Below are 26,999 nucleotides of genomic sequence, written 5' to 3' on the forward strand. Positions count from 1 at the left end.
TTGCGGTTGACGGGCGGTGAGCCCGGAATCCGGGGCATGAGGTGGTTTTGGGGCGCTGGCGCAGCTACGATGATGGCCATGAGCAATACACCGACCACTCCCGCAAGCGTGCTTCCCCGCTGGCCGTCACGCTTCTGGGCCCAGGCATCGGCCCATGACTTTGCCCTGGCCCAGAACAATGGCCTGGCCGCAGACACCGTGGCCGTGCTGCCCGTGGCGGCGGTGGAGCAGCATGGGCCGCATCTGCCGCTGTCGGTCGATGCCAGCCTGATAGAGGGCGTCATCGATGCCGCTGTGGCGCAACTGCCCGCCGAGCTGCCGGTGCTGTTTCTGCCGCCGCAGAACATCGGCTTTTCGGTCGAGCATACGCACTATGCGGGTACCTTGAGCCTGCAGCCGGCCACGCTGATCGCGCTGTGGACGGAGCTGGGCGCCTGCGTGGCGCGTGCCGGCATCAGGAAGCTGCTGCTGCTCAACGGCCATGGCGGCCAGGTCAGCGTGATGGACATCGTTGCGCGCGAGCTGCGCATCAAGCATGGCCTGCTGGTCTACAGTGCCAGCTGGTTCGGGCTGGTGGACGACGCGGCCAACCAGCAGTTCTGCGCGCATGAGCATCGCTTCGGTATTCACGGCGGCGAAGTGGAGACATCGATGATGCTGCACCTGGCACCCGAGACCGTGCATATGGAGCGTGCGCAGAACTTCGCCTCCAGCTCGGAGCTGCGGGCCGGCAAATACCACTTCATCGGCAATGGCCGCAGTGCCAAGCTGGGTTGGGCCATTGAGGACTACAACCCGGCCGGAGCCGTGGGCAACTCCGCCGCCGCGACGGCCGAGCGCGGCGCGGCCATGGTGCATTCATCGGCCGAGGGCCTGGTCAGGCTGCTGAGCGAAATTCATGATCTGCCCCTGAGCACGGTGGGAAACCAGCCGCAGCCGCTTTGAATTCAGGAGCTTCTCACGCAATAACAGTCTGCATTTGCAGGCTGTTTTGTTTTGAAAATCAATGCTATCAAGCGTTAGAAGCTACTGAAAACATAGTCCTCGCTGTCATTGCTTCGGTATTTTTGCCTGAGCAATCACATCGCCCCAGCGCTTGATTTCCGATTGCAGCAGCTTGGCGGTCTGCTCTGGCGTGCTGGCCTGGGCCTGCACATTCAGTTCGCGCAGCTTCTTGGCGACCTCGGGGTTGTTGACGGCGGCGTTGATTTCCTTGTTCAGACGCGCGATCACGGGGGCTGGTGTCTTGGAGGGTGCAGCCAGCGCATTCCAGGACGAGGCCACAAAGCCCTTGACGCCGGATTCCTGGGCCGTGGGCACATTGGGCAGCAGCGGCGAGCGCTTCTCGCCCGTCACCGCGAGCAGGTTCACGGCCTTGGAATTGATCTGGCCCATGATGGGCGTGAGAATTTCCACGGCCGCATCGATCTGCTTGCCGCGCAGCGCGGTCACCACGGCGGGTGTGCCGTTGAAGGGCACGATCTGAGCATCAATGCCGGCCGTGGTCTTGAACAGCTCTGCCGCCAGGTGCTGGGTGCTGCCCACGTTGATGCTGCCCAGGTTCAGCTTGCCGGGATTGGCCTTGGCATAGCTCACGAGTTCGCCCAAATTCTTGAAGGGCGATTTGGCATCGGTGATGACGCCGATGTCGAAGTAGCCCAGCGTGGAGATGGGCGTCAGGTCCTTGACCATGTCGAAGGGCAGATTGTTGAACAGATTCACCGTGACGGCGCTGCCGTTGGACATGAGAAACAGCGTATGTCCGTCGGGCGCCGCCTTGGCCACGGTGTCGGCCGCCACGATACCGCCCGCGCTGGGCTTGTTGTCTATGACCACGGGCTGGCCGAGCTGGGTGGACAGCTGCTGGGCCACGACACGGGCCGTCACATCGGCAACGCCGCCGGCCCCGAAGGGAACGACGATGCGGATGGGTCGGTTGGACAGGCCTTCGGCCTGGGCGGTGGCGGCAAATCCGCTCAGCAGGGCAGCCCCCGCTGCGGCACTGATCAGGGATTGGGTAAAACTGCGGCGTTTCATGCTTGTCCTTCTGTCTGAAACTTTTATCCCAAGAGTGTGCCGCCGAAAGATGCCCGGAGGCAGCCGCAAAGCGTTCTGTCTGCTATGCCGCACAGGTATGGCTAGTTACCACTTGCTTGCAGGGTATCCAGTCCCCAGTGATGCATGACCTCGCGCACTATCAGCAGGGCGGCTGCATGTTCGGGGGTCTGCGGCAGCTGCGGGTCGGCATGGCCGGGCTGCTGGGCCTGGCGCGCCAGCAGCTCGAACAGGTTCTCGATGGCCTCGCGTGACGCCTGGGTGGCTTGCGGGTCGGCTGTGGCACTGTGGATCAATTGCCGCAGCAGCGGGGCTGTCGTTTGCAGCAGGCTGGCGCCTGCAGGCAGCCAGCGCCCGGCCGGCATGACGGCATCCTCGACATCGGCAATCGCGTTTTCCAGCATCAGCGCATTGGGCATGCGCTGGTCAAATGCCTTGACCAGGGTGGCAATGCCGATGGGCAGCCGGTGCTGCTGCGCGCCTATGTCAAGCGTCAGCGCCGTATCGCCAAGGCTGAGAAAGATGGAGTCCATGCAGGACTTGTAGCAGCTTGTGTTTGCCTGCGCCGGGGTCGTGGGTGATCAGGCTGCGGTGACCCAGTCTCTGTACTCGAGCCCATCCAAATGATTGAGCGTATTGAAGCTTTGCAGCATCAGCCGCTTGGGGCTGATGCTGAATTCGGTCACTGCAATATTGCGCAGCCGCATATTGAGGGCGATGGTCACCTCGGGCGCGGTTCCAAGCACCTGGCCCACGGCCGCGGAGATGGGGCCGCCGCTGCTGACCAGCAGCACGTTCTGGCCGCTGTGCTGGTGGCGTATCTCCTCGAGCACCTGGTGCACTCCATCCGCAAAACCATTCCAGTCAGGCATGCCGACCGGGCTGATGGTACCTCCCATCCATTGCGCCAGCGCGTCGCACAGCAGGCGGAAATGATGGCGGTACAGCTCGGGCGTATCGGGCCTGGGCAGAGGGGCAGGATGGATGGCGCGCAGCAGGGCTTCGCTGTCGTACTCGTTGAGTCCGGGCCGGTTTTGTGCCTCGGGGCTGGAAGCGCTGCCCAGACCCTGGACTATGCCGGCCAGCGTCTGCTGATGGCGCTTGAGCGTGCCTGCATAGACGGCGTCGAACTTCAGACCTCGCTCACGCCAGTATTCACCCAGACGCACGGCCTGTTCCTGGCCGCGTGGGCTGAGCTGGTCGTAATCATCCGCGCCAAACGAGGCCTGGCCATGGCGCACAAGGTAGAGGTTTCCCATGGCGCGGATGTTGGGCCTTGGCCGCTTGCTGCGCTGTCATGCCTGCGACCAGGTGGCGCTTGGGTGACAGCGGACTGGTTCGCATTTCTGCATCTCGCATCGGGATTGAGGTACAGGCATGGCCTGGCGCTCGGTTAAGATAGTTGAGAGCTATTCTCAAAAACATAACAACACGCTCCGCTTTCGGTACTGGTTCACGGATCTCTTGCACTTGGCTGGCAGGAGGCTTGTCGATTTCGAGGCGGAGCGTGTTTTTTTATGCCTGTTCACCTTCTGGAGCCCTCCATGTTTCGACGACCCCTGTTTGCACTGGCCGCCGTTGCCAGCCTGTGCGCCCCTGCGCTGTCCGCCCACGCCGAGGACATCACGCTCTATACCACCCGTGAACCGGCACTGATCCAGCCCTTGCTGGCGGCCTTCACGGCCCAGACCAAGATCGGCGTGAAGACGGTCTTCGTCAAGGACGGCCTGCTGGAGCGCGTCAAGGCCGAAGGCCAGCGCTCGCCTGCCGATGTGTTGATGACGGTGGATATCGGCAATCTGCTGGATCTGGTGGACGGTAGCGTGACCCAGCCAGTCAAGTCCAGCATTCTGGACGCCGCCATTCCTGCCCAGCTGCGTGCCGCAGACAATCAGTGGTTTGCGCTGTCCATGAGGGCCCGCGTGCTGTATGCCGAAAAGGACATGAAGATCGGCGCCTTCCGCTATGAAGACCTGGCCAAGCCGGAGTTCAAGGGCAAGGTCTGCAGCCGTGCCGGCCAGCACCCCTACAACACGGCGCTGATTGCCGCCATGATTGCCCATGACGGCGAGGCCAAGACCGAGCAGTGGCTCAAGGGCGTCAAGGCCAATCTGGCACGCAAGGCCACAGGTGGTGACCGCGACGTGGCGCGTGACATTCTGGGCGGCATCTGCGATGTGGGCCTGGCCAACACTTATTACGTGGGCCATATGAAGGCGGCCAAGGAAGGTACGGACGCACGCAAGTGGGGTGATGCCATCAAGGTCGTCAAGCCTACTTTCAACGATCCCAAGAGCGGCACGCATATCAATATCAGCGGCGCCTCGGTGGCCAAGCACGCGCCCAACCGCGATCAAGCCGTGAAGCTGCTGGAGTTCCTGGTCTCCGAACCGGCCCAGAATATGTACGCTCAGGCCAACTACGAGCACCCTGTGCGCAAGGGCGTGGCGCTGGACCCCGTGGTGGCCCAGAGCATCGGCGAGATCAAGATCGATCCGCTGCCGCTGACCGAGATTGCCAAGCACCGCAAGGCTGCCAGCGTGCTGGTCGACAAGGTGGGATTCGACAAGTAAACACCCCTGAGCGGCCCCGCCGCTTCCCCTCTCTCTATGCGCTGCGCACTAGGGGAGGGGACGACAGCATCGCAGCGGGACGGCCCTTGCTCGCTGTCCCTTGCTTGGGAGCATGCTTGTTTTAGCATTGCGCTCCTGTTTGAGCCCCTTTGCTGGGGCATGTCTGTTTCTGGGCCCTTGGTCTTGCCGTGATCGTTTTGTCTTGATGTTTTCTTATCTTCGTTCAGGGCTCAGGCCCGTTGGGCCGGTGTGGCAGGGCGCAAGCTGGTTGATTGCGCTGGGGGTGTTTGCGCCCATTGCCTCGCTGGCCTGGCTGGCGCTGGGGGCGGACTGGGCGCACTGGCAGGATCTGCTGCGCTATGTGCTGCCCGATGCCGCAGCCAATACGGCCTGGCTGCTGGGCGGGGTGGGCCTGGTGGTGCTGGTGGTGGGCACGGGCTGCGCCTGGCTGGTGACGGCCTGTGATTTTCCGGGGCGGCGCTGGTTGCATTGGGCACTGCTGCTGCCGCTGGCCATGCCGGCCTATATCGTGGCCTTTGCCTATCTGGACCTGCTTCACCCCATAGGCCCGGTGCAGGGCGCGCTGCGCTGGTTGCTGGGGTACGACAGCCCGCGTCAGTGGCGCCTGCCCGATCTTCGCTCCATGGGCGGTGCGATCTTCGTGCTGGGCTTCACGCTCTACCCCTATGTGTACATGACGGCGCGCTCCATGTTCATGACCCAGCCGGCGCATCTTATGGAGGCTGCACGCTCGCTGGGTGAGACCCGCTGGGGTGCTTTTTGGCGCGTGGCCCTGCCCATGGCGCGACCGGCGCTGGTTGTGGGTCTGAGCCTGGCGCTGCTGGAGACACTCAACGATATCGGTGCGTCCGAGTTTCTGGGCGTGCACACGCTCACGGTGTCGATCTACACCACCTGGGTCACGCGCTCCGATCTGGCTGGTGCCGCGCAGATTGCCTGCTCCATGCTGCTGGCCGTGGTGGCCCTGGTCTGGCTGGAGCGTCAGGGGCGCAGTCGTCAGCGCTTTGGCTCGGCCCAGCGCATGCGGGCCATAGCGCCGCACCGCCTGCCCGCAGGCAGGGCCTGGCTGGCAACACTGGCCTGCAGTTTGCCGGTGCTGATCGGCTTTGCTGCGCCAGCGGCCTATCTGGCCTGGGAAAGCGGCAAGCGTCTGGTGCAGGGCTCTGGCGTGTCCGAGGGCCTGGTATCCAGTCTGCTCAACACGTTGGGTTTGGCGCTGGGCGTGACCGTGATCGCGGTGGCTGCGGGTCTTGTCGTGGCCTGGGCCACGCGCACCGGCATCAGCACGCGAGCGCCTTCGCGCTGGCCAGCGCAGTTGGCGGCGCTGGGCTACGCCGTGCCGGGCACGGTGCTGGCCATCGGCCTGCTGACGCCGGCGCTGGCGTTCGACGCCGGGCTGGCCCAGCTGTTCGGTATGAATGGCCTGCCTCTGATGGGGCAGGGCATTGTGTTGGTGGCTGCCTGCGTGATTCGCTTTCTGGTCATGCCCGTGGGCGGCATCGAGGCCGGACTGGCACGTATCCCGCCGACGCTGGAGCAGGCCTCGCGTCTGCTGGGCGAAAGCCGCCTGGGCACGCTGCGCCGCGTGCATCTGCCGCTGCTGCGGCCCGCCATGGCCACCAGTGCCATGCTGGTGTTTGTCGATGCCATGAAGGAGCTGCCTGCCACCTTGCTGCTGCGCCCGGCCGATTTCGACACCCTGGCCACCTGGCTCTATGCGGAAGCCGCGCGCGGCACCTATGAGGAGGGCGCGATCGCCGCGCTGTGCATTGTGGTCGCGGGGCTGGTTCCCGTCATGCTGCTGGCGCGCACGCAGCTGTCGGGTGGGCAGCGATGAATAAGCATGAAGATGGGCTGCGGCGCCTATGGGTATTACGCAAGCAGCTATTGAATATGAATAAGACTTACGCATACAAGAATGCAACAATGGCCTGCCTTTTGAGGCAGTTGTCTTGCATGAACCCGTTTTGCGTAAGTCGTGATGAAGTGATTGCATGACCGCCTCTCTACAAATTGCGCAGCTGCAACTGGGCTATGACACGCCCAAGGGCTTGCACACCGTGCTGCAGGGCTTTGATCTGCAGGTGCCTGCAGGTCATATCGCCAGCTTGCTCGGCCCTTCGGGCTGCGGCAAGACCTCTGTGCTGCGAGCGATTGCGGGTTTTGAGCCGGTGCGCGCGGGAAGCATTCATTTGGGCGAGGTATTGCTCTCCGGCCCCGGCACACATCTGCCTCCCGAGCAGCGCCATGTGGGCATGATGTTTCAGGAATACGGCCTGTTCCCGCATTTGACGGCAGTGCAGAACGTGGGCTTCGGCCTGCGTCGCATGGGCAAGCCAGAGCGCGACAAACGTGTGCAGGAGCTGCTTGCCGTGGTGGGGCTGGCGAATTCAGGTAGCAAGTTCCCGCACGAGCTGTCCGGCGGTCAGCAGCAGCGTGTGGCGCTGGCCCGCGCCCTGGCGCCGTCCCCGGCCTTGCTGCTGCTCGATGAGCCATTTTCCAATCTCGATGCCGCCACGCGCGAGCGCCTGACGCTGGAGGTCCGCGATATTCTGCGGGCCACCGGGCAGACGGCGATTCTGGTCACGCACAACGCGCAGGAGGCCGAAACCATGGCCGACCAGATCTGCAGGATGACGCCGGCCCAGCTCTGAGCCGGCTCTGAGGTCTAAAGCAGGACGCGGCCTGATGTGACGGTCACGGTATGGCCGCCCACCCAGAGCTTGCCGTTGGCGGCGGTCTGGACATGAACCTGTCCGTCACGGCCCACGCATACGCCTTGTGCGGCGATATAGGGCGTCTGCAGCAGACCCTCGCCCGTCAGCCATTGGGCCAGTGCAGCATTCAGGCTGCCGGTGACAGGGTCTTCGCTGGCGGTCTCGCCTATCAGGGCGCGCACTTCAAGGCGTGGCTGGGCTGGGGTCACTTTTTCTTGAGCTGCTTCTTCCGCCTGCTTGGCAAAAGCGCGGGCCTCGCGGCTGGAGCGGCCAATCAGCGGGGCATCCTCTTCCACCTCATAAATGGCCGCCAGACCTGCTTTGGCCCCCAGCTTTTTGAGTGCTCCAAAGTCTGGCTCCACACTCAGAACCGTATCGGGGTGGTCGAGCAGCATTCCCAGCCAGGGCGAGCCGTTGTAGAGGCTACGCGCCATCAGCAATTGTTCCCGCTGCAGGCCCAGGGCCTGCAGCACGGGTGCCAGCTCCTCTTCGGAAATCTCCTGGGAGTCGAGCGAAGGGGCTTCGAAAAACAGCGCACCTTGCGCATCGCAGCCAATGGCTACCAGGCCTTTTTGGCATTCCTGCAGTACCTGCTCGGGGTTGCGCGGCTGGCCGCCCTGGGCCAGCCAGGCATGGCAGCTGCCCAGCGTGGGGTGGCCGGCAAAAGCCAGCTCGCCCGCGGGCGTGAAGATGCGCAGCCGGTAGTCGGCGCCCGCAGCCAGCCCCTCGGGCGTGGGCTGCAGCACAAAAGTGGTTTCCGACAGATTGGTCCAGCGCGCGAAGGCCTGCATCTGCGCATCGCTCAAGCCATCGGCACCCAGTACCACGGCCAAGGGGTTGCCGAGCAACGCAGTATGCGTGAACACGTCCACGGTCATATAGGGACGAGAGAGGGGGCTGGTATGTGCGCAGGCAGACATGGGCAGCGATTGTCGGCAAAAAGAAAAACCGGCGCTGCACGGTGGTTCGTGTCAGGCCGGTTGATGAGGCATCGCACATGCCATGGGGTATTAGAGACGCCGAGCAAGAGCCTAGGCGGCCCCGCCGCCTTGCGGCGATGGCGTCGTTCCCCTCCCGAAGAGAGAGGGGGAAGGCGCGTCAGCGCCTCAGGGGGTGTTGCTGCGGATGGCGTCAGCCAGAGCAGCAATGCCAATATTTATCTGCTCGGCAGACACCGTCACATACGACAGGCGCAGCGTGTTGTTCTGCGCATCGCCGGCATAGAAGGGCGCGCCGGGCACAAAAGCCATATTGCGCTCCACGGCCTTGGCCAGCAGGGCCTGGGCGTCCATGCCTGCAGGCAGCCTGACCCAGAGGAACATGCCGCCCACGGGACGTGTCCACTTCACGTCGAGGCCGGCCATCTCGCGCTCCAGAGCCATCAGCATCACATCGCGCTGAGCCTTGTACATGGCTCGGATGGTGGGCACATGGCGGTCCAGGAAGCCGTCCTTGATGACTTCGGCCACTACGCGCTGATTGAAGCTGGGGGTGTGCAGGTCGGCGGCCTGCTTGGCCTGGGTCAGCTTGCCGTAGACGGACTTGGGCGCGACGATGAAGCCGATGCGCAGGCCCGGGGCAAGCACCTTGGAGAACGAGCCCATGTAGATCACGCCCTCGGGGTTGCGTGCAGCCAGGGGCAGGGGAGGCTCCTGTTCGTACCACAGGTCGCCGTAGGGGTTGTCCTCGATCAGGGGAATATCCAGTTCCTTGGCCTTATCGACCAAAGCCTGGCGGCGCGCATCGCTCATGGTGCGGCCGGTGGGGTTCTGGAAGTTGGGCAGCACATAGGCCAGGCGGGCCTTGTCGGCGCCGCTGCCGATCTGCTTGGCAAAGTCTTCGATCAGCATGCCTTCGTCATCGCTGTCCACGCCCACGGCCACGGGCTCCATGGGAGTGAAGGCCTGCAGGGCGCCGAGGTAGGTGGGTTTTTCAACCAGCAGACGGCTGCCCTTGTCCAGGAATACCTTGCCGATCAGGTCCAGCGCCTGCTGGCTGCCGGTGGTGATCAGGATCTGCTCGGGATCGACGTTCCAGGGCAGGAAGTCGGCAATCGCCTGACGCAGCGGGGCAAAGCCCTCGGTGGTCGAGTACTGCAGGGCTGCGGCGCCGTCGCGCTGCATCACGGTCTGGCAGGCTTCGGTGAACGCATCCAGGGGGAAGGCCTTGGGGGAAGGCAGGCCGCCAGCCATGCTGATGATGCCGGGGCGGTCGGTCAGCTTGAGGATCTCGCGGATGGCGGAGGAATTCATCTTGGCAGCACGTTCTGCCAGCGTCCATGTTGTCATAAAACAGTACTCGATCTCTACGTTTCCAGCCCGGGCAGGGCTGGCCGGTGTGCATTCTCACGCCGTTGTCGGGCATGTGCCGGCCTGAGCTTTGGGCTCGGGATGCAATCGCTGCGGCGCACAAAGCGCTGCAACCATGCACCAGCAGGTGGGCTTATTGTGTCGCGGCCGGTTTGCCTGTGTGGGCTGGCGGGCAATTGCGACTGTTTGGTCTGCAGTCGGTGAGACTGCAGACCGTGACCATAGCCCTGTGTGGAGGGCGGCCAAGAGAGGTTGATGGACTCAATATACGCTTGAGACCATTACAGTACCTATACAGACAGTCTCACAATTATGGCTTCTGTATCGGTATTCGCTTCAATACAGTTCGCTGCACATCACCATGTCCATCTCCCTGTCCCGCCAGGCGGCCCTGACCCTGACCCAGCAGCTGGCCGAGCGTCTGGCCGAGCGCATACGCACAAGGCTGCTGCCCGCAGGCGCGCGCCTGCCTTCGGTGCGTGAATGCGCGCGCCAGCAAGGCGTGAGCCCCTACACGGTGGTGGCTGCCTACGACCTGCTGCAGGCCCAGGGGCTGGTCGAGGCCAGGCCGCAGCGCGGCTTTTATGTGCGCGATATTGTGCAAAATCCGCTTCAAATGCCGGAGGGTAAAGCGCAGATAGCTATCAATGCGGGAGCGGTCAATACCCCGGTAGGCATCCCGCCTGGCACGCGCATCAACGCCACCATGCTGATTCGCGGCATGTTTGTGGAGAGTGTGGCCGGCAAGCCCCAGCCCGGTGCCGGCGTGCTACCTGCCGAATGGCTGGATGCCGGCTTTCTGGTGGCCGCCATGCGCAAGGTCACCAGCGGGCAGGCGCTGCGCGAATCGCTGGTGCGCTATGGCGAGCCCATGGGCGACAGCCGGCTGCGCGAGGCGCTGGCGCGGCGCCTGCAGCGCATAGGCATTGCGGTGGGGACTGGCCAGATCATCACCACCCTGGGGGCGACCCAGGCGCTGGACATCGTGAGCCGAGCCTTGCTGCAGCCCGGCGATCCGGTGATGGTGGAAGAGCCGGGCTGGGCCGTGGAATATGCGCGCCTGGCCGCCATGGGCATGCGCGTGCTGCCCGTGCCGCGCGGGCCCGAGGGGCCGGACATGGCGGTGATGCAGCGCTATTGCGAGACCATGGCCCCCAAGCTCTATGTGAGTGTCAGTGTGCTGCACAACCCCACGGGCTACAGCCTGAGCGCGGCCAGCGCCCATGAGGTGCTGCAGATGGCGCAGCGATACGGCTTCTATGTGGTGGAGGACGATAGCTACTGCCATATCGCTGCCGATCACGCTCCGCGCGTGACGGTGCTGGACCGCTTGCAGCGCAGCATCTACATCAGCGGCTTTGCCAAGGTGCTGGTGCCCAACTGGCGCCTGGGCTATCTGGCCGCGCCGCCCGATCTGGTCGAGAGACTGCTGGACACCAAGCTGCTGTCCACCCTGTCCACGCCGACCCCCATGGAGCAGGCCCTGGCCCTGTGCATGGAGCAAGGCCAGTTGCGCCGCCATGCCGAGCGGCTGCGCCAGCATCTGGCCCAGGCGCGCACGCGCAGCGTGGCGCTGGCCCAGGCCGCCGGCTGCCGGTTTGTGGCCGAGCCTGCTGGCATGTTCGGCTGGGTGGATACCGGCGTGGATACCGAGGTGCTGACCCAACTGCTGCTGGATCAGGGCTACATGATTGCCCCAGGTGCCATGTTCCATGCCAGCCGGGGCTCCAGCACCTGCATGCGCATCAACTTCGCGACCACACAGGATGCCGCCTTCTGGCGTGTCTTCGAGCGCGTGGTGGCCCAGATGCGGGCCCAGGCACAGAAGTTGTAGAACGTGTTGACGATCTCCTCGCGCCGCGACAGAGGGTTTGCGGGATGGGATGCAAGGGGGCGGCCCCCCGCGCGCGATACCGCAGCAATAGCTCTGCTATTGCGCGGATTCGCGCGGCCGGCGAGGCAACGCCGCAGACCGCCCGCAAACCCTCTGTCCCGCAGGGTTGGGGCGAAATCGGGCGATTTCTGCGCGCTGACTCTTGCTTGCACCCCGGTGCAAGCGGCGAGCCAACGCTTTGAACTCATCCCGATTGCGCTCCAACGCGACTGCGTAGAGATCGTCAACACGTTCTTAACCCAGTTGGACGGGACCCTGATGGATATGGCAGCTTGTGCGCTGCAGCAGCTCGCCAAAGGCATCGGACATCAGATACTCGAACTCCACGGGGCGCTGCCTGCCTATGGCATCGCCCTCCACCACGCCGCTGGCCGGGTGGCACATCAGCAGGCCGCCAGCCGCCATATGCGGCAGCCAGCCGGCCATCTGCCGGCCGTAGCTGGCCGTGTCGGGCGCATCAAAGCCATAGACGCCGCCAAAACCATGGTTCATGGGAATGTCTGCATGGCGTAGTTGCCGGGTGGTGGTCCAGCCGCCGAGCAAGGCGATGATGGCGGCCTTGGGGCTGCGCCACAGACCCGAGGCCGGTGCCGTGGAGCGCACCCAGGGCATCTCGTGCGCGGCGTAGCGGCTCTGGAGCTCCTGCTGCATGGCGGCCCGCAGACCCGGTAACTGATGCACATGCTGGTGGCCGTCTATGAAGTCCGGGGCCGTGCCCATGACCTGCTCGAAAGCATCGAGCTGTTCGCGCCAGGCCTGGCGCATCAGACCCTGCGGCATCTGCCGTGCATAGGCCTGGCGTAGCACCGTGCCCAGCGCCTGGGCGTCATGCTGTCCGCCATGGTCTTCGGTCAGGTTGAAATGCAGACCCACCGAGAGCCGGGGGCGCAAGTCCCGCAAGGCCGCTGCGGCCTGCGGCCAGAGGGGGGAAGTAGTCAGGCAACTGGTGGCCGAGAGACGGCCGACTGCAGTCAGCTGCTGCACGGCGTCGTCCACCAGCGGATGCAGGGCGTAGTCATCGGCGCACAGCAGGATGGCGCGTGAGGTATTCATGTGATTCATGCGGCGCTGCGTGCCTTGAAGGCCCAGAACTTGCTCATGACAAAAGTGCCTATGGCCACCAGCACCAGCACCGCGGCCAGACTCCAAAAGTAATGCCAGTGCAGCCAGTTCAGGGCGATGTAGTACAGCGCCTCATTGGCGACAAACGAAAGACAGGCCACGGCAAAGAATTTCGCCACCACCGGCCAGCCCCTGGCCTGCGCTGCTGAAAAGGTGAGCAGCGCATGACCGTTGTAGCTGACTACAAAGGCCACGAGAAACGCCAGCACGTTGGCCCAGAGCGGCGGCATGCCGGAGAGAGAGACCAGCAGGCCGACCATCGCCAGATGTGTGGCTGCTGCCGAGCCGCCCACCAGTACGAATTGCAGCAACTGCGGCAGGCGGCGCAGCCTTTGCAGCGCGTCCGCGATCACGATGGCTCGCGCAGCGGGCTGCGGTCCTCGTCATGCGCCACCAGGTAGATGGGGCGGCGCTTGACCTCTTCGTAGATGCGGCCGATGTACTCGCCCAGAATGCCTATGGACAGCAGCTGTACGCCCGAGAACAGCATGATGCTGGCGGCCAGCGTGGGCCAGCCGCGCAAAGGGTTTCCAAAGAACAGGGCTTCTGCCGCAATCCACAGGCCGTAGGCCAGAGCCAGCAGCGAAATGCCCGCCCCCACCATGCTCCAGACGCGCAGCGGCAGGGTGGTGAACGAGGTCAGGCCCAGGAGGGCCAGGGACCCCAGGCGGCGCAGATTGAAGCTGGAGCTGCCGGCGACCCGGTCCTTGGGAACAAAGGGCAGGGCGGCGGTCTTGAAGCCGACCCAGGCATACAAGCCCTTCATGAAGCGGTTGTTTTCGGGCAAGGCCTTGAGGGCATCGACGACCTTGCGGTCCATCCAGCGGAAGTCGCCCGCGTTGGGCGGCATCTTGACCGCGCTGCCCGAGTTCATCACGCGGTAGAACAGATCGGTACCCACGCGCTTGGCACCGCTTTCTGCGCCGCGGTCGGCGATCACGCCATAGATCATCTCGTAGCCCGATTGCCACAGCCCATGCATTTCGGCCAGCATCTCGAGCGGATGCTGGAAATCGGCGTCGATGAGCAGCACGGCATTGCCGCGGGCGTGGTCTATGCCGGCAGACAGTGCCGCTTCCTTGCCGAAGTTGCGTGACAGGGCCAGATAGCGCAGCGGCAGCTCCTGGGCGAGGCGCAGGCTCAGCTCATGCGTGCCGTCACGGCTGCCGTCGTTGACCACCACGATCTCGAAATCGGGCGTCAAGGCCCGAACCGTCTGGGCCAGTGCACGCAGAAAGCCTTCGATATTGGCCTGTTCGTTATAGGCCGGCACCACGCAGCTCAGCCTCAGCGGCTGGCGCGGCAATTGTGCTGGCGGGGCTGCGGGTGCATATTCGGCGTGAAGATCGGTCATAGGGCAGGATTTTCGCGCAAGTCTGTAACTGCTTGCTGGAGCCGGTCACGGTTTGTGTCGCCTCAAAAGGGCCGTCGCTATACTCACGCCCCTGGGCAATGCTGCCCCTACTCCTTTCTTTTCCTGATCGTCTGATGACCGCTGTCCCACGCGAATCTCTTGTTCTTGGCGGCCGTGCCGTTGCCGCCTTGCTCGCCGTATACGGCGTGATCTGGCTGGCCATTCACTGGGTGACGGCCCTGGCTGCGCCCGGGGACAACGTGGAGCAGCTGATCTGGATTCACTCCCTGGAGCTGGGCTATTTCAAGCATCCGCCGATGCCGACCTGGATTATGGCCGCTTCCGCGGCTGTCTTTGGTCCGTCCATAGGGCTGACCTATGTGCTGGGCGGCGTGCTCACACTGGGCTCATTGGCGATTTTCTGGAAGCAGCTGTGCGATATGCGCGGCCGGGCCTATGCGACTGTGGGCCTGCTGGCGGCGCTGAGCATCACCTTCTATTGCGGGCGGCTCTACTACTACAACCACAACGTCGTGATGATGCTGTGGATCTCGCTGGCCGTGGCGCTGAGCTGGCATGTCACGCAAAAGCCGTCCCTGGCTGGCTGGGCCTTGCTGGGCCTGGTCTCGGGCCTGGGCATGCTCAGCAAATACCAGTATGTGCTGGCGCTGGGCGTGATCGGCCTGTGGTGGCTGCGCATTGGCGCCTGGAAGAACCCCGTGCATGTCAAAGGGGCTGCGCTGGCGACCGTGATCGGCCTGCTGGTGCTGTCCCCTCATCTGTACTGGCTGAGCACCCATGACTGGATGCCCATGCATTACGCCGAGCGCACTTCGCTGGGGCTGCACCTGGATACGGCCGCCCGTATCAATATGTCCTGGAAGTTCGCGGTGGACTGGATCTTCAACCGCTGCATGCCGGCCTGGATCGTGCTCGGGGTGGCGCTCTGGTGGGGGCGCCGCAGGGCGGGCAAAACTGGAGAGCAGACCGCGCCGGCAAAGGTTGCGCCGGTCGCCGCAGACAGGATGCTGCGGGAGTTCTGGCTGCTCTGGGGCCTGGTGCCGCTGCTGGCCATGCTGGCGCTATGCCTGTTCACGGGCTCCTATCTGCACCTGCAATGGGGTACGGCCTTCATGTTCCTGTGCGTGCCGGCCGTCATGGAGTGGGCGCGCTCGCCACGGAGCTGGGGTGCAGCCGGGGACATGCGTGCCGCCTGGCTGACCTTTGGGGTTCTGCAGACGCTGCTGTTGCTGCAGTTCTGGCTTGCTTCGCCCATGGGGCTTTCGGGCTACAAGAGCACCCATCAGAACCATATCCCCGTGGACCGGATCGTGGAAGGTCTGGCGCCGGCGGCGCATCAGGCACTGGGCGGCCCTGTGGACATCATCATCGGCCCGCAGGCGCTGGCCGGGCGCATTGCCATGGAGTTGCCCGAGCGTCCACGCGTCTATGTGGAGCGCAATCTGCAATACAGCCCCTGGATTCGCGAGGAGGAGTTGCCGAATGCCCGCATCATCGAGGTGATGGTGGCACCGGACCCCTTGCCCCCGGGTCTGACGCGTGCCTATGGTGTCTGGGCCTGGCGGCCCGTGAAGATCGCCAAGGGCGAGCATTGAGGGCCGCACCCCACAAAGGCAAAGGCGGGCATCGAGCCCGCCTTTTTGATGGGAATGGCCGACGTGGCCTGACTCAGCTGGCTGCGTGATAGATGCGTGCGCGGCCAGTCTGCGATGCGCCGCGCAGACTGCTTTCATAGGTGCTGTCTTCGGCAGCAGGCACCAGGGCCTTGGTGCGGCGCTGGTTGAGCACGGAAAGCCGTGCCAGCTGGTCACGGACCAGGGAAATTTCGCGGTCCAGGTTCTGTGCGCGCTCGCGCAGTGCAGGCGTCCAGTCGTCTGCCGCGAAGCGTTTGACGAGCTGTGAGAACGCCACCATGGCGTCACGCAGGCGGGTGCTGGACTGTTCCAGCGCGGATGCGTCCGGTGACTGCAGCGATGCCGAAACGGTCTGAATCACCGCATCCAGCGAATCGAGCATTTCCTGCAAGGTCATCGGGTCAGCCTCTGTTCGGGAGTTCAGGCGCGGGCGTTTCAGCCGCGAGCGTGAACCAGGAATTCTTCGGTATTGGCCAGCAGCTTGTCTGCCACGGCCTCGGCGTTGACGCGGAAGCTGCCATTGGCAATGGCTTCGCGCATGGCCTTGACGCGATCGGCATCAAAGTCGGTATTGGTGCGGCTTTGGCTGTCCAGGGCGCGGGCCGAGGACGAAAAGGACACGGGCACGCCGGCGGCGCGCTCGGACAAGCCTTTGGTCGATTCTTCGGTGGCAACCGTGGTGGCGGATTTCGGGGCCTGCTTGGCGGCTGCAGCGGTCTGCTGCAGGTCCGGCTTATTGCCTATCTTCATGCTGGTTCTCCAATCGCCCTGTATCGGCGTAGGGCGCTGTAGCCTTGCTTTCGACAAGGGCGCGTAAAACTTGAGGAATATTTGGCATGGTTGATAAAGTGAGTGTGCACTCTCTCGTCATTGAACCAGAACCACGCCACTGGCATTGACCGTTCCTGTGACAAGGCGGCCATTATCCATGCGAACCCGTACCTGCTGTCCTTCTCCGGCTGCAGTCATTGCCTTGCCTGAGCCGGCAACGCTGAAGCCGCCGCCGTTGACCATCACCTGGACGGGCGATCCCGCCGTGAACAAGGCAGGCGGACGTACCATGTTCTGGCGCAGAGCCTGCCCCGACGTCAGCGGTCGCGCCGCGACCATGCCGATGAAATCCTGTGCATTGGCGAAGACGGGGGCGCTGTCCTCGGCCCAGTCCACTTCAGCGGGGGCTGCGTCCTCGGCGCTCAGCGTCTTGCCGGCCGGAATATTGCCCTGGGCCACCCAGGCTGGGCCATAGGCCCGCACGGTGATGGGCAGGAACACGTTCCAGGGCACGCTGCCCTGCACGCAGCGCAGGCCCAGCCGGGTGCGACCCCAGAGGCGACTGCCCGCAGGCAGATAGGGCTCGACCTTGGCGCAGGCTGCCAGGCGCAGGCGCGAGTCCAGCTGGCCCATCTGCACCTCCATGCGCAAAGCCATGCCATTGCCGGCCTGCACGGTCTCTGCCGATGGCTGATGCAGAGCCGCATCGACAAAGCGCTGTCCGATCTGGCTGAGCTGCGCCGCGCCGTCCTGGGCCTGTGCGCCAGCTGTCAGCAGCAGCGCAGCGAGACCCCATGCTGCAGCCAGGCCTCGAGAGGGGCGAAGGCACAGAAACAGGGAAAAGCGGCCAGACATGCATCAATCCTTTGAAGTATCCGCAGTCACGAGGCTGCAGACGATGCTGGCAAATATAGGCGTGACATGGCTTGCGCAATGGCTTGAAGAGCCAGCGCAATACCGCTTTCTTCGCGCTTTAGTTTGCGCTGCCGATTTTCATAATCCTCGCATGCCGCAGTCCGTGGGCTCCGGCATCCCCGAATTCTGAAAGCGAGGCCGCAATGCTGAACAAAATGACTGAACGACTGGACTTCCAAAGCGAGGCGCTGCTCTTGCGCGCCGAGCGCCAGCGTGCCATTGCCAGCAATATTGCCAATGCCGACACCCCCGGCTATGTGGCGCGCGACTTCAACTTCCGTGAAGCCTTGATGGCCGCGACCAGCGGGCCCAAGCCCCTGACCCAGGCCAGCGTCACGACGGCAGGCCATATCCCGCTGCAGGCGCAGATGTCGGACGAGGCGCTCAAGGCCAAGCTTGGCTATTCGGTCAATTCCCAGCCCAGCCTGGATAACAACACCGTGGATCTGGATCGCGAGCGCGCCAATTTCGTCGACAACTCCGTGCGCTACGAAGCCACGCTGCGCTTCATCAACGGCCAGGCCAAGACCATGCTCAGCGCCATTCAAGGCCAGTAAGCCCAGGAGCTAAACCATGTCCATGTTTTCCATCTTCAATATCTCGGGCAGCGCAGTCAGCGCCCAGTCCCAGCGCCTGAACGTGGTGGCCTCCAATCTGGCCAACGTCGATGCCGTGGCCGGCCCCGATGGCAGCGTCTACAAGGCGCGCCAGGTCGTTTTTCAGACCGTGCCCATGGGCAACGACGGCAGCGCGGGCGTCAAGGTCAATGCCATCAGCGAGGACAACACGCCCGGCCGCCGCATCCACGACCCCAGCAATCCGCTGGCCGATGGCGAGGGCTATGTCACCCATTCCAACGTGAGCGCTGTGGACGAGATGGTGAACATGATCTCGGCCTCGCGCTCCTATCAGAACAACGTGGAAGTCATGAACACGGCCAAGACGCTGCTGCTCAAGACTCTGCAAATGGGCCAGTAAGCCCAGGAACACACACATGATCTACGGCGCAAGCAGCGTGGACGGCACCACGACCAACACCACCAGCAATACCAAGAATGCGGTGACCAACCCCAACGAGGCGCAGGACCGTTTCCTCAAGTTGCTGGTGGCCCAGCTCAACAACCAGGACCCCATGAATCCCATGGACAACGCGGAAATGACCTCGCAGATGGCGCAGATCAACACCGTGACCGGTATTCAGCAGCTGAACCAGACCATGGCCTCCATGTCCAGCCAGTTCACGGCCATGCAGGTGCTGCAGGGCACTTCCATGATCGGTCGTACGGTGCTGACCGAGGGCAATACCCTGGGCGTGGCGGCCGATGGCACGCATACCGCTGCCTTCGACCTGGAAAACCAGGCGGCCAGCGTCAAGATCCAGATCACCACGGCCAGCGGCGAGCTGGTGGACACCATCGACCTGGGTGCCGGTGCAGCTGGACGGAACTACTTCACCTGGGATGGCAAGGACAAATACAGCGGCGATGCCTCGCAATTGCGCTACAGCGTGGTCGCCACCAATGGCACGACCGCCGTGGCATCCACACCGCTGGCGCCGCATGCCGTGATTGCCACCAGCTCGGCCAATGGCTCTTTGTCGCTGGAGCTCGATAACGGCGACAGTGTGGCTTATTCCGGCGTCAAGGCCGTTTACTGATTGAGGAACACATCATGGGTTTTCAACAAGGTCTCTCCGGCTTGAACGCCGCCAGCAAGAATCTGGACGTCATCGGCCACAACATCGCCAACTCCAACACCACGGGCTTCAAGGCCTCGCGCGCTGACTTTGCCGAGATGGTCGCCAGCGCCATCGGCTCGGCCAGCGGCCAGAGCAGCGGCATCGGCGTCAACGTGGCCTCCGTGTCCCAGCAGTTCAGGCAAGGCTCCATCACTTCGACGGGCAACAACCTGGACATCGCCATCAACGGCAACGGCTTTTTCGTCGTCAAGCAAAGCGATGGCAGCATCGCCTACACGCGCGCCGGCAACTTCGGTCTGGACAAGGAGGGCAACCTCAAGACCGTGGACAACGACAATGTCATGGGCTATGTGGTGGACCCTTCGACCGGCAAGATCCAGTCGGGTGCCACGCCTGTGCCGATGAGCTTTCCCACAGGGCAGCCGATTCCCGCCAAGCAGACATCCAAGGTGAATGTGGAGCTGAATCTGGATGCACGCGCCACGGCGGCTGCCGGCGACGCTACAGCCACGCCTCCTGTCGCTGCCACGCCTCGTGCCACCTATGGCACCTCGCTGAATGTGTATGACACCCAGGGCACGGCGATCCCGGTCAATCTGTATTTCGAGAAAGACGCCACAGGCAACACCTGGAATGTCTTCAACTCGCTCGATGCCACGGCCACGCCCATCGGCAAGGCCGTGTTCGACGCGAGCGGCAAGCTCACCAGCGTCACCCCCAATGCACCGACCACAGGTTCGGGCACCACGCTGAACCTGAGCGTCAGCGGCGGCACGGCCAATCCCAACGGCCTGCAGCCCTTCGATGTCGCGTTCGATTTCGGCGGTCTGACCCAGTTCGGTACCAAGTTCGCCGTCAGCAGCCTAAAGCAGGACGGCTATACCTCGGGTGCACTGACCGGCATCAATGTGGGCCGCGACGGCTCCATTGTGGCCTCCTACTCCAACGGCGTCACACGCACCGAAGGCCAGATCGCTCTGGCGGCCTTTACCAATACTCAGGGGCTGGGCTCCATCGGCAACAACAAATGGGTTGCCACCTCCGATTCCGGCCCTGCGCTCAATGGTTCGGCCCAGACCGGCACCTTCGGCTCGCTGCAGTCGGGCGCGCTGGAAGAATCCAACGTGGACCTGACAGCCGAGCTGGTCAACATGATGACGGCGCAGCGCTCCTATCAGGCCAACGCCCAGACCATCAAGACGCAGGATCAGGTGTTCTCCACACTCGTGAACTTGCGCTGATCAACACAACCGTTTTAGTAACGCAATTGCTCTGAAATAGGGCGCGGCACCAAGCGAGAGACATCGAGCCAGGGCCGCCCCGCAGCGACTCAGGGGGAGGAAAGCCGCATGGACAAAATTATTTATACGTCGATGACTGGGGCCAATGCGGCAGCCCAGCGTCAGGCCGTGCTGGCTCACAACCTGGCTAATGCGGGCACCAACGGCTTCAGGGCCGAGATGTCCACCTTCCGCTCGGTGCCGCTGCAGGGCACGGGAGCCGGCACTCGCGTGTTTGCGCTGGAGGCCACCTCTGGCTATCAGGACACTCCCGGCCCTGCCCAGCGCACCGGCCGTGCGCTGGACGCCATGGCCATGGGTCGCGCCTGGTTTGCCGTGCAGGGACTTGACGGCCAGGAAGCCTATACGCGCAACGGCGTGTTCGAGATCTCGCCCGAAGGGCAGCTGGTCAACAGCAACGGCCAGGCCGTGCTCTCCGACGGCGGCGCGCCCATCGACATCCCGCCCGAGTCCACGATCTCCCTGGGTTCGGACGGCACGCTGACCGCCAAGATGGGCAACCAGCTACCCGTGGCCGTGGGGCGCGTCAAGCTGGTCACGCCGCCCGTCGATGAGCCGCTGGTGCGTGGCGATGACGGCTTTTTCCGCGCGGCGCAGGGCGATGCGCTGCCCAACGATGAAACAGCGCGCCTGCTGTCGGGCTCGATCGAGGGATCGAATGTGAACTCCGTCGAAACCATGGTCGGCATGATCGCGGCCTCGCGCCAGTTCGAGCAGCAGATGAAGCTGCTGCAGACCGCTGAAACCAACGATAAATCCGCCAGCCAGCTGCTGAGCTTGAACGGCTGATAGCCAAAGGAATACGTCATGATCAATTCGCTGTTCATTGCCAAGACCGGCATGGAAGCCCAGCAGACGCAGCTGGACGTGATTTCGCACAATCTGGCCAACGTCTCCACCACCGGCTACAAGCGCGCGAATGCGGTTTTCGAGGATCTGATCTATCAGAACCTGCGCCAGTCCGGCTCCCAGACGACCGAGCAAAATCAGCTGCCGACAGGCCTGCACCTGGGCCTGGGCGTGCGCACCGTGGCCACCAGCCGCAACTTTCTCCAGGGCAGCCTGCAGCAATCGAGCAATGCGCTGGATGTGGCCATCAACGGCAACGGCTTCTTCGAAGTCAATATGCCCGACGGCACGATTGCCTATACCCGCGACGGTTCGTTCGAGGTCGATGCCCAGGGCCAGCTGGTGACCTCCAGCGGCCTGCCCGTGGCCAACGGCATCACCATCCCGCAGGGTGCGACCAAGGTGTCGATCAGCCATGACGGCGTGGTCAGCGTCACCATGCCCGGCCAGGCTGCGCCGCAGCAGGTGGGCAATATCGCGATGAGCCAGTTCATCAATGCCGCAGGCCTGGAGCCCCGCGGCCAGAACCTCTACGTCGAGACCGCCTCCTCGGGCCAGCCCCAGCAGGGCACGCCCGGCACCAACGGCCTGGGCACGATTCAGCAGGGCTATCTGGAAGCCTCGAACGTGAACGTGGTCCAGGAGCTGGTGACCATGATTCAGACGCAGCGCGCCTACGAAATGAATTCCAAGGCAATTCAGACCTCCGACCAGATGCTGGCCAAGCTGGCGCAGCTCTGATTGATCACCATGTATTGAGGAGCAGCCTGCGCTTGATACCTATGGTTTTCAGATCAATTCATTGCTGAATTCCATTAGGGGAAAGCGCTGAAAGCTCTGATTTCAATAGCGTGCCTCGCGCACGCAAGGGCATAAGGGGCGAAGCGCCTGACTGCCAAGGACTTGCCGCCATGTTCAAAGCCATTGTTTCCCATTGCCCGCCGCTCTGCGCCCTCGCCGGGGCCCTGCTGGTGTCGGGCTGCGTCACGCTCAATCCGCCGCCGCCCGTGGACATGCCATCCACCGCACCTCCCGTGCTGCAGCCGCGCGAGCAGACGGCCCAGGCGCCCACAGGCAGCCTGTTCAATGCCAGTCGCTACCGTCCCATGTTCGAGGATCAGCGCGCCCGCATGGTGGGCGATTCGGTGACGGTGCAGATCGTCGAGCGCGTTTCGGCCAGCCAGAGCACGGACTCCAAGGTCGGGCGAGCCAACGAGCTGAGCACGGGCATCACCTCGCTGCCGCTGCTCAGGGGCGGCGCCGAGAAGACGGTGGCCGATGCGCTCACCCTGGGGGCCGAGAGCAAGAACGACTTCAAGGGCTCTGGGGCCACCAGCAGCAACAACACCTTCACGGGCTCGATTGCCACCACCGTGGTCGATGTGCTGCCCAACGGTCATCTGGTGATTGCCGGCGAGAAGCAGATCGGCGTCAATCACAACGTCGATGTGCTGCGTTTCACGGGCACGGTGGACCCGCGCTCGCTGCGTCCGGGCAGCACCGTGGCATCGACCCAGGTGGCCAATCTGCGCGTCGAGTCGCGCAGCCGTGGCCAGGCAGGTGAAGCCCAGTCAATTGGCTGGTTGTCCCGGTTCTTTTTGAACGTTATGCCGTTCTGATTCTTCCGAGAATGGGCAGTATGAAAGTACTGTCCACGCTCCTGTCACTGCGCCCTGCGCACACCGCCTTGCTGGTGGTCGCAGCCCTTGGCGCCAGCGGGCTCACCCTGCCTGCGCATGCCACACGCATCAAGGAGGTTGCCGCCATCCAGGGCGTGCGCAGCAACCAGTTGACAGGCTATGGTCTGGTGGTCGGCCTCGACGGCACGGGCGACCAGACCACGCAGATGCCCTACACCAAGCAGGCACTGGCCAATTACCTGGAGCAGATGGGCATCGCCCTGCCGGCCACGGGCAATGCGGCCCAGCTGCAGCTCAAGAATGTGGCGGCAGTGATCATCACGGCCGAGCTTCCGGCCTTTGCACAGCCCGGCCAGGCCATAGACATCAATGTCTCCTCCATGGGCAATGCCAAGTCGCTCAAGGGCGGCACGCTGGTGGCGACACCGCTGCGCGGCGCGGACGGCGAGATCTATGCCCTGGCCCAGGGCAATGTGGTGGTCGGCGGTGCCGGGGCTGCGGCCGGCGGCTCCAAGGTGCAGGTCAATCACCTGAACGCGGGCCGCGTGCCACAGGGCGCACAGGTCGAGCGTGCAGTGCCCACTCCCGTCAACCAGGGCAACACGATCACGCTGGGCCTGAATCAGACCGACTTCCAGGCCGCCGACAAGATGGTTCGCGCCATCAACCAGCGCATGGGCGCGGGCACGGCCATGGCATTGGACGGCCGCACGGTGCAGGTCAATGCCCCCATCGATCCGGGCTCACGCGTGCGCATGATCGCCGAGATCCAGGAGATGCCCATCGAGACCTCCAAGCCGGCGGCCAAGGTGGTCATCAATGCACGCACCGGCTCCATCGTGCTCAATCAGGCGGTGACCCTGGGCCCCTGCGCGATTGCGCACGGCAATCTGTCCATCACCATCAGCACCACGCCGGTCATCAGCCAGCCTGCACCGTTCTCGCAGGGGCAGACCGTGGTGGCGCAGAAGTCCGATATCCAGGTCAAGCAGGAGCCCGGCAAGGTCATCAACATGCCCAATTCGCCCCAACTCACCGATGTGGTGCGGGCGCTGAACTCACTGGGCGCCACGCCCCAGGATCTGCTGGCCATCCTGCAGGCCATCAAGGCCGCGGGCGCCATGGACGCCGAGCTGGAGGTGATATGAGCACGTCATTGCCCCATTCTTCATCCCTGGCGGCCAGCAATGCTCTGGCTGTCGATGCACGTTCGCTCAATGCGCTCAAGACGGCTGCCGGCGAGAACAGCCCGCAGGCTGCACGCGAGACGGCCAAGCAGCTCGAGTCGCTGTTCATGCGCGAGATGATCAAGAGCATGCGCGAGGCGACCATGAAGTCCGGCCTGCTCGACAGCGCGCAGGGCAATCTCAGCACCGATCTGCTGGATCAGCAGCTCTCGGTGGCCATGGCGGGCCAGCCTGGCGGCCTCACCGATGCCATCAGCAAGCAGCTGGCGCGCAGCATGGGGGTCGACGCCGCCGAGGACGCCGAAATTGCCGTGCCTTCCACACTGAGCTTGAGCCGCAACGCCTGGCGCAATGTGGGCAGCAACGGCGCCTGGAGCGGCAGCCGCAGCCAGGCTGCGCAATCGATCAATGCCTATGCACCGGCTCCCAAGGGGCGCGACAACTTCGTGACGGCGCACACCGGCGCGGCCCAGCGCGTGGCCAGCGAGAGCGGCATCCCGGCCCACTACATGATCGGCCAGGCCGGACACGAGACGGGCTGGGGCAGGAGCGAGATCCGCAACAAGGACGGCAGCAACTCGTTCAACCTGTTCGGCATTAAGGCCGGTGGCAGCTGGACGGGCAAGGTCGCCGAAGTCACGACCACCGAATACTTCAATGGCGCGCCCAAGAAGGTGACGGCCAAGTTCCGCGCCTATGACTCCTACGAGGAGTCCTTCCGCGACTACGCACGCCTGATCGGCAGCAACCCGCGCTACGAAAAAGCCATGGCCCAGACCGGCTCTGCCCAGGCCTATGCCAGCGAGCTGCAAAAGGCCGGCTACGCCACCGATCCGGCCTATGCGCAAAAGCTCAGCCGCGCCATCCAGAGCGTGGCCCAGGTCAGCGTCGCCAACGCCGGCAACAACAGCGCCAATGTCGCAAGCCGTCTGGGCGTCAGCGCCCGTGCCGCCCAGATCAACAAGATCACCGAGAACCAGTCATGAGTCTTCTGAACGTGGGCGCGCGCGCCCTGATGGCCAACCAGATCGCCCTGCAAACCACGGGGCACAACATCGCCAACGTCAACACCGCCGGCTATTCGCGCCAGAGCGTGGCCTTCCAGACCTCGGCGGGCCAGAACATCGGCAATGGCAATATCGGCAATGGCGCCGATGTGGCGACCATCTTGCGCAACTTCAGCGAGCTGCTCAACCGTCAGGCCACGGCGGCCACCGCCGCCAGTGCCGCAGACTCCGCGCGCTCGAACTCGCTCAACCAGTTGCAGGAAGTGTTCTCCGGCGGAACCAACGGCCTGGGCGCGGCCATCAACGACATGATGAATGCGTTTGCCGATGTGAGCAGCGCGCCTACCGACTCTTCGGCACGCCAGGTGGTGCTGACGCGCATGAGCGAACTGGCTGCGCGCTTTCGCTCGGCTTCGGCCCAGCTCGACGAGATGGACTACAGCACGCGCCAGCAGATGAGCAATGACGTGAATGTGGTCAACAGTCTGTCCCAACAGGTGGCGGCGCTCAACGGCCAGATCAGCAGCGCCATTGCCACGGGCCACACGCCCAATGACCTGCTCGATCAGCGCGACCAACTGGTGCGTGACATCAACAAATACGTGCAGACCTCGCAGGTCGACGCCGGCGATGGCTCCATCAGCTTGTTCGTGGGCGGCAGCCAGCCGCTGGTGCTGGGGCAGAGCGCGGCCAAGCTAAGCCTGCAGGAGTCCACGCAGTACCCCGGCAGCGGCAAGATGAGCCTGTATTTCCAGCAGCAGGGCGGGCAGCCCGTGGAGCTGACTCCAGCCATGGCTGGTGGCGGCGAGATTGCCGGTCTGCTGCAGTTCCAGAACAACGACCTGAGCGAGGGGCGCAACCTGCTGGGGCGCATGGTGATCTCGATCGGCGATACGCTCAATACACAGAACCAGCTGGGCCTGACCTTGTCGGGTCAGAAAGGCGGGGCGCTGTTCAATATTCCGATGACGACCACGGGCTCCACCACGGGGGCTCAATGGGTACAGCCCGATACGCCCACGGTCACGGTCAAGGACTCAAGCGCGCTCAAGGCTTCGGATTACAAGATCGTTTTCGGCAACGATGCGCCCAAGGGCAAGGTGGTGCGCCTGTCGGATGGCCAGACCACGGCCTTCAACGATCTGACGGACCTGCGCGGCATGACGATTGACGGTCTGCAGTTCGATCTCAAGAACGATGGCCAGGCAGGCCAGTCCGTGCTGTTCAGCCCTGTGGCATCGGCGGCGCACGATATTCAGACCATGGTGCACTCCGGCAACGATCTGGCGGTGGCCAATCCGGTGTCGGCCAAGATCAACTCGCTGGGCGATGCGGCCGTCCGCATGTCCAGCCTGAAGGTGGGAAAAGGCTTCGATGCCTCTACCTTTCCTGCGGGCACTACCCTGTCTTTTGCTCCTGATGGGGCGGGCGGCATGACCTATACGATCACGCCGGCCCCCAGCGGCGTGGCTGCGACAGGCGCCTATATCTCCGGGCAAGCCATCGAGCTGGCTCCGGGGCTCAAGGTGACGCTCACCGGCACGCCTGCGGTGGATGGTGCCAAGAGCGATACCGTGAGCTTCGGCCCCAACAGCTTCTACAGCTCGGATACGGGCAATGCCAGCTCCTTTCTGTCGCTTCGCGACGCCGTGATCTTCGATGGCGCGACCACGCTCAGCGACGGTTTTTCGACCGCCATGGCGCAGATCGGCACACGCACGCAAAGCGCGGCCTACGCAGCCAAGTTGTCCGACTCGATTGCCAAGAATCTGGAGGGCGATCGCACCGCAGTGTCCAGCGTCAATCTGGACGAGGAAGCCGCCAAGCTGCTGCAGTATCAGCAGTCCTACCAGGCCTCGGCCAAGATGCTGCAGGTGGCTCAGGGCATTTTTGACAGCGTGATCCAGGCCGTTGGCCGTTAACCCCCTAC

Annotated in this window: 28 protein-coding genes; 17 read left to right on the top strand and 11 right to left on the bottom strand. The window is 63.8% G+C overall.

Annotated elements, in window-relative coordinates; translation table 11 throughout:
- The first annotated feature begins 69 nt into the window (after window positions 1-69).
- Window positions 70-945 carry a creatininase family protein gene (locus tag FSY45_RS16010; RefSeq protein ID WP_046461436.1) on the top strand — a complete coding sequence of 292 codons (876 nt, stop codon included), beginning with the start codon at window positions 70-72 and terminating at the stop codon, window positions 943-945.
- 105 nt (window positions 946-1,050) lie between these two features.
- Here FSY45_RS16010 and FSY45_RS16015 read toward each other — a convergent pair whose 3' ends face one another.
- The 3 genes from FSY45_RS16015 to FSY45_RS16025 form a co-directional block, all read right to left on the bottom strand.
- Window positions 1,051-2,037 carry a tripartite tricarboxylate transporter substrate binding protein gene (locus tag FSY45_RS16015; protein ID WP_012836837.1) on the bottom strand — a complete coding sequence of 329 codons (987 nt, stop codon included), beginning with the start codon at window positions 2,035-2,037 and terminating at the stop codon, window positions 1,051-1,053.
- 101 nt (window positions 2,038-2,138) lie between these two features.
- A complete protein-coding gene (locus FSY45_RS16020; protein WP_046461435.1) occupies window positions 2,139-2,588 on the bottom strand; it encodes a hypothetical protein in 450 nt (149 codons plus the stop codon).
- Between the two features lie 48 nt (window positions 2,589-2,636).
- On the bottom strand, window positions 2,637-3,314 hold the full coding sequence (locus tag FSY45_RS16025) for a histidine phosphatase family protein (protein ID WP_003065553.1): 678 nt from the start codon (window positions 3,312-3,314) through the stop codon (window positions 2,637-2,639).
- 285 nt (window positions 3,315-3,599) lie between these two features.
- Here FSY45_RS16025 and FSY45_RS16030 point away from each other — a divergent pair, with 285 nt between their 5' ends.
- The 3 genes from FSY45_RS16030 (at window position 3,600) to FSY45_RS16040 (ending at window position 7,303) form a co-directional block, all read left to right on the top strand.
- Window positions 3,600-4,628 carry an extracellular solute-binding protein gene (locus tag FSY45_RS16030; RefSeq protein ID WP_046461434.1) on the top strand — a complete coding sequence of 343 codons (1,029 nt, stop codon included), beginning with the start codon at window positions 3,600-3,602 and terminating at the stop codon, window positions 4,626-4,628.
- Between the two features lie 205 nt (window positions 4,629-4,833).
- A complete protein-coding gene (locus FSY45_RS16035) occupies window positions 4,834-6,486 on the top strand; it encodes an iron ABC transporter permease (RefSeq protein ID WP_041743883.1) in 1,653 nt (550 codons plus the stop codon).
- A gap of 157 nt (window positions 6,487-6,643) precedes the next feature.
- Window positions 6,644-7,303 (top strand): ABC transporter ATP-binding protein, encoded by a 660-nt coding sequence (locus tag FSY45_RS16040; protein WP_003065547.1) that lies wholly within the window; start codon window positions 6,644-6,646, stop codon window positions 7,301-7,303.
- Between the two features lie 14 nt (window positions 7,304-7,317).
- Here FSY45_RS16040 and FSY45_RS16045 read toward each other — a convergent pair whose 3' ends face one another.
- Together FSY45_RS16045 and FSY45_RS16050 are read right to left on the bottom strand one after the other, a co-directional pair.
- Complete coding sequence (locus tag FSY45_RS16045) at window positions 7,318-8,244, bottom strand: PhzF family phenazine biosynthesis protein (protein ID WP_080944452.1); 927 nt, start codon at window positions 8,242-8,244, stop codon at window positions 7,318-7,320.
- Between the two features lie 228 nt (window positions 8,245-8,472).
- A complete protein-coding gene (locus FSY45_RS16050) occupies window positions 8,473-9,654 on the bottom strand; it encodes a PLP-dependent aminotransferase family protein (RefSeq protein WP_046461432.1) in 1,182 nt (393 codons plus the stop codon).
- 382 nt (window positions 9,655-10,036) lie between these two features.
- On the opposite strand from FSY45_RS16050, the gene FSY45_RS16055 reads away from it, so the two are divergent.
- Entirely contained in the window at window positions 10,037-11,509 is a 1,473-nt protein-coding gene (locus tag FSY45_RS16055) for a PLP-dependent aminotransferase family protein (protein ID WP_039050715.1), read from the top strand.
- Window positions 11,510-11,803: 294 nt separating this feature from the next.
- On the opposite strand, the gene FSY45_RS16060 is transcribed toward FSY45_RS16055, so the two are convergent.
- From FSY45_RS16060 to FSY45_RS16070, 3 genes are read right to left on the bottom strand one after another with little or no spacing between them, the layout of a single operon-like run.
- Entirely contained in the window at window positions 11,804-12,631 is an 828-nt protein-coding gene (locus FSY45_RS16060) for a ChbG/HpnK family deacetylase (protein ID WP_046461431.1), read from the bottom strand.
- Window positions 12,628-13,044: a GtrA family protein gene (locus FSY45_RS16065; protein WP_370512838.1), complete on the bottom strand. Its 417-nt coding sequence runs from the start codon at window positions 13,042-13,044 to the stop codon at window positions 12,628-12,630. Before FSY45_RS16065 ends, FSY45_RS16060 begins: the two co-directional genes overlap by 4 nt.
- Window positions 13,041-14,045 (bottom strand): glycosyltransferase family 2 protein, encoded by a 1,005-nt coding sequence (locus tag FSY45_RS16070; protein ID WP_039050713.1) that lies wholly within the window; start codon window positions 14,043-14,045, stop codon window positions 13,041-13,043. The genes FSY45_RS16065 and FSY45_RS16070 overlap by 4 nt, the downstream gene beginning before the upstream one ends.
- A gap of 134 nt (window positions 14,046-14,179) precedes the next feature.
- Here FSY45_RS16070 and FSY45_RS16075 point away from each other — a divergent pair, with 134 nt between their 5' ends.
- Window positions 14,180-15,661, top strand: coding sequence for a glycosyltransferase family 39 protein (locus FSY45_RS16075; RefSeq protein ID WP_046461430.1), 1,482 nt, complete (start codon window positions 14,180-14,182; stop codon window positions 15,659-15,661).
- A 73-nt stretch (window positions 15,662-15,734) separates the two neighbouring features.
- On the opposite strand, the gene FSY45_RS16080 is transcribed toward FSY45_RS16075, so the two are convergent.
- From FSY45_RS16080 to flgA, 3 genes are all read right to left on the bottom strand, one after another.
- On the bottom strand, window positions 15,735-16,097 hold the full coding sequence (locus tag FSY45_RS16080) for a hypothetical protein (RefSeq protein WP_046461429.1): 363 nt from the start codon (window positions 16,095-16,097) through the stop codon (window positions 15,735-15,737).
- Between the two features lie 38 nt (window positions 16,098-16,135).
- A complete protein-coding gene (gene flgM, locus FSY45_RS16085; protein ID WP_003065535.1) occupies window positions 16,136-16,450 on the bottom strand; it encodes a flagellar biosynthesis anti-sigma factor FlgM in 315 nt (104 codons plus the stop codon).
- A gap of 117 nt (window positions 16,451-16,567) precedes the next feature.
- The gene (gene flgA, locus FSY45_RS16090) at window positions 16,568-17,326 is read right to left on the bottom strand and encodes a flagellar basal body P-ring formation chaperone FlgA (protein WP_003065533.1); all 759 of its coding nucleotides are present in this window, start codon (window positions 17,324-17,326) and stop codon (window positions 16,568-16,570) included.
- On the opposite strand from flgA, the gene FSY45_RS16095 reads away from it, so the two are divergent.
- The 11 genes from FSY45_RS16095 (at window position 17,325) to flgK (ending at window position 26,991) form a co-directional block, all read left to right on the top strand.
- Complete coding sequence (locus FSY45_RS16095) at window positions 17,325-17,516, top strand: hypothetical protein (protein WP_148748116.1); 192 nt, start codon at window positions 17,325-17,327, stop codon at window positions 17,514-17,516. The two genes, flgA and FSY45_RS16095, sit on opposite strands and share 2 nt — an antisense overlap.
- Window positions 17,517-17,529: 13 nt before the next feature.
- Entirely contained in the window at window positions 17,530-17,943 is a 414-nt protein-coding gene (gene flgB, locus FSY45_RS16100) for a flagellar basal body rod protein FlgB (RefSeq protein ID WP_003065531.1), read from the top strand.
- A 16-nt stretch (window positions 17,944-17,959) separates the two neighbouring features.
- Window positions 17,960-18,364, top strand: coding sequence for a flagellar basal body rod protein FlgC (gene flgC / locus FSY45_RS16105; RefSeq protein ID WP_003059205.1), 405 nt, complete (start codon window positions 17,960-17,962; stop codon window positions 18,362-18,364).
- 16 nt (window positions 18,365-18,380) lie between these two features.
- Complete coding sequence (locus tag FSY45_RS16110) at window positions 18,381-19,043, top strand: flagellar hook assembly protein FlgD (protein WP_003065530.1); 663 nt, start codon at window positions 18,381-18,383, stop codon at window positions 19,041-19,043.
- 14 nt (window positions 19,044-19,057) lie between these two features.
- Entirely contained in the window at window positions 19,058-20,326 is a 1,269-nt protein-coding gene (gene flgE, locus FSY45_RS16115; protein ID WP_003065528.1) for a flagellar hook protein FlgE, read from the top strand.
- A 108-nt stretch (window positions 20,327-20,434) separates the two neighbouring features.
- Entirely contained in the window at window positions 20,435-21,175 is a 741-nt protein-coding gene (locus tag FSY45_RS16120) for a flagellar basal body rod protein FlgF (protein ID WP_003065527.1), read from the top strand.
- A gap of 18 nt (window positions 21,176-21,193) precedes the next feature.
- Window positions 21,194-21,976, top strand: a complete 783-nt coding sequence (gene flgG, locus FSY45_RS16125; RefSeq protein ID WP_003065524.1) for a flagellar basal-body rod protein FlgG — start codon at window positions 21,194-21,196, stop codon at window positions 21,974-21,976.
- Window positions 21,977-22,146: 170 nt separating this feature from the next.
- Entirely contained in the window at window positions 22,147-22,854 is a 708-nt protein-coding gene (locus FSY45_RS16130; protein ID WP_003065522.1) for a flagellar basal body L-ring protein FlgH, read from the top strand.
- 20 nt (window positions 22,855-22,874) lie between these two features.
- A complete protein-coding gene (locus tag FSY45_RS16135) occupies window positions 22,875-24,023 on the top strand; it encodes a flagellar basal body P-ring protein FlgI (protein WP_046461464.1) in 1,149 nt (382 codons plus the stop codon).
- Window positions 24,020-25,048 (top strand): flagellar assembly peptidoglycan hydrolase FlgJ, encoded by a 1,029-nt coding sequence (flgJ, locus tag FSY45_RS16140; RefSeq protein WP_046461428.1) that lies wholly within the window; start codon window positions 24,020-24,022, stop codon window positions 25,046-25,048. Before FSY45_RS16135 ends, flgJ begins: the two co-directional genes overlap by 4 nt.
- Entirely contained in the window at window positions 25,045-26,991 is a 1,947-nt protein-coding gene (gene flgK, locus FSY45_RS16145) for a flagellar hook-associated protein FlgK (protein ID WP_046461427.1), read from the top strand. Before flgJ ends, flgK begins: the two co-directional genes overlap by 4 nt.
- Window positions 26,992-26,999: the final 8 nt, after the last annotated feature.

It is taken from the genome of Comamonas sp. Z1, from assembly GCF_008121555.1.
In the GTDB taxonomy this organism is placed as follows: domain Bacteria; phylum Pseudomonadota; class Gammaproteobacteria; order Burkholderiales; family Burkholderiaceae_C; genus Comamonas; species Comamonas thiooxydans.

What these genes read in the sequence shown, in the direction of transcription:
- FSY45_RS16010 (WP_046461436.1), top strand. Translation starts at nt 70, where the DNA reads ATGATGGCCATGAGCAATACACCGACCACTCCCGCAAGCGTGCTTCCC.
- FSY45_RS16015 (WP_012836837.1), bottom strand. Translation starts at nt 2,037, where the DNA reads ATGAAACGCCGCAGTTTTACCCAATCCCTGATCAGTGCCGCAGCGGGG.
- FSY45_RS16020 (WP_046461435.1), bottom strand. Translation starts at nt 2,588, where the DNA reads ATGGACTCCATCTTTCTCAGCCTTGGCGATACGGCGCTGACGCTTGAC.
- FSY45_RS16025 (WP_003065553.1), bottom strand. Translation starts at nt 3,314, where the DNA reads ATGGGAAACCTCTACCTTGTGCGCCATGGCCAGGCCTCGTTTGGCGCG.
- FSY45_RS16030 (WP_046461434.1), top strand. Translation starts at nt 3,600, where the DNA reads ATGTTTCGACGACCCCTGTTTGCACTGGCCGCCGTTGCCAGCCTGTGC.
- FSY45_RS16035 (WP_041743883.1), top strand. Translation starts at nt 4,834, where the DNA reads ATGTTTTCTTATCTTCGTTCAGGGCTCAGGCCCGTTGGGCCGGTGTGG.
- FSY45_RS16040 (WP_003065547.1), top strand. Translation starts at nt 6,644, where the DNA reads ATGACCGCCTCTCTACAAATTGCGCAGCTGCAACTGGGCTATGACACG.
- FSY45_RS16045 (WP_080944452.1), bottom strand. Translation starts at nt 8,244, where the DNA reads ATGACCGTGGACGTGTTCACGCATACTGCGTTGCTCGGCAACCCCTTG.
- FSY45_RS16050 (WP_046461432.1), bottom strand. Translation starts at nt 9,654, where the DNA reads ATGACAACATGGACGCTGGCAGAACGTGCTGCCAAGATGAATTCCTCC.
- FSY45_RS16055 (WP_039050715.1), top strand. Translation starts at nt 10,037, where the DNA reads ATGTCCATCTCCCTGTCCCGCCAGGCGGCCCTGACCCTGACCCAGCAG.
- FSY45_RS16060 (WP_046461431.1), bottom strand. Translation starts at nt 12,631, where the DNA reads ATGAATCACATGAATACCTCACGCGCCATCCTGCTGTGCGCCGATGAC.
- FSY45_RS16070 (WP_039050713.1), bottom strand. Translation starts at nt 14,045, where the DNA reads ATGACCGATCTTCACGCCGAATATGCACCCGCAGCCCCGCCAGCACAA.
- FSY45_RS16075 (WP_046461430.1), top strand. Translation starts at nt 14,180, where the DNA reads ATGACCGCTGTCCCACGCGAATCTCTTGTTCTTGGCGGCCGTGCCGTT.
- FSY45_RS16080 (WP_046461429.1), bottom strand. Translation starts at nt 16,097, where the DNA reads ATGACCTTGCAGGAAATGCTCGATTCGCTGGATGCGGTGATTCAGACC.
- flgM (WP_003065535.1), bottom strand. Translation starts at nt 16,450, where the DNA reads ATGAAGATAGGCAATAAGCCGGACCTGCAGCAGACCGCTGCAGCCGCC.
- FSY45_RS16095 (WP_148748116.1), top strand. Translation starts at nt 17,325, where the DNA reads ATGCATCAATCCTTTGAAGTATCCGCAGTCACGAGGCTGCAGACGATG.
- flgA (WP_003065533.1), bottom strand. Translation starts at nt 17,326, where the DNA reads ATGTCTGGCCGCTTTTCCCTGTTTCTGTGCCTTCGCCCCTCTCGAGGC.
- flgB (WP_003065531.1), top strand. Translation starts at nt 17,530, where the DNA reads ATGCTGAACAAAATGACTGAACGACTGGACTTCCAAAGCGAGGCGCTG.
- flgC (WP_003059205.1), top strand. Translation starts at nt 17,960, where the DNA reads ATGTCCATGTTTTCCATCTTCAATATCTCGGGCAGCGCAGTCAGCGCC.
- FSY45_RS16110 (WP_003065530.1), top strand. Translation starts at nt 18,381, where the DNA reads ATGATCTACGGCGCAAGCAGCGTGGACGGCACCACGACCAACACCACC.
- flgE (WP_003065528.1), top strand. Translation starts at nt 19,058, where the DNA reads ATGGGTTTTCAACAAGGTCTCTCCGGCTTGAACGCCGCCAGCAAGAAT.
- FSY45_RS16120 (WP_003065527.1), top strand. Translation starts at nt 20,435, where the DNA reads ATGGACAAAATTATTTATACGTCGATGACTGGGGCCAATGCGGCAGCC.
- flgG (WP_003065524.1), top strand. Translation starts at nt 21,194, where the DNA reads ATGATCAATTCGCTGTTCATTGCCAAGACCGGCATGGAAGCCCAGCAG.
- FSY45_RS16130 (WP_003065522.1), top strand. Translation starts at nt 22,147, where the DNA reads ATGTTCAAAGCCATTGTTTCCCATTGCCCGCCGCTCTGCGCCCTCGCC.
- FSY45_RS16135 (WP_046461464.1), top strand. Translation starts at nt 22,875, where the DNA reads ATGAAAGTACTGTCCACGCTCCTGTCACTGCGCCCTGCGCACACCGCC.
- flgJ (WP_046461428.1), top strand. Translation starts at nt 24,020, where the DNA reads ATGAGCACGTCATTGCCCCATTCTTCATCCCTGGCGGCCAGCAATGCT.
- flgK (WP_046461427.1), top strand. Translation starts at nt 25,045, where the DNA reads ATGAGTCTTCTGAACGTGGGCGCGCGCGCCCTGATGGCCAACCAGATC.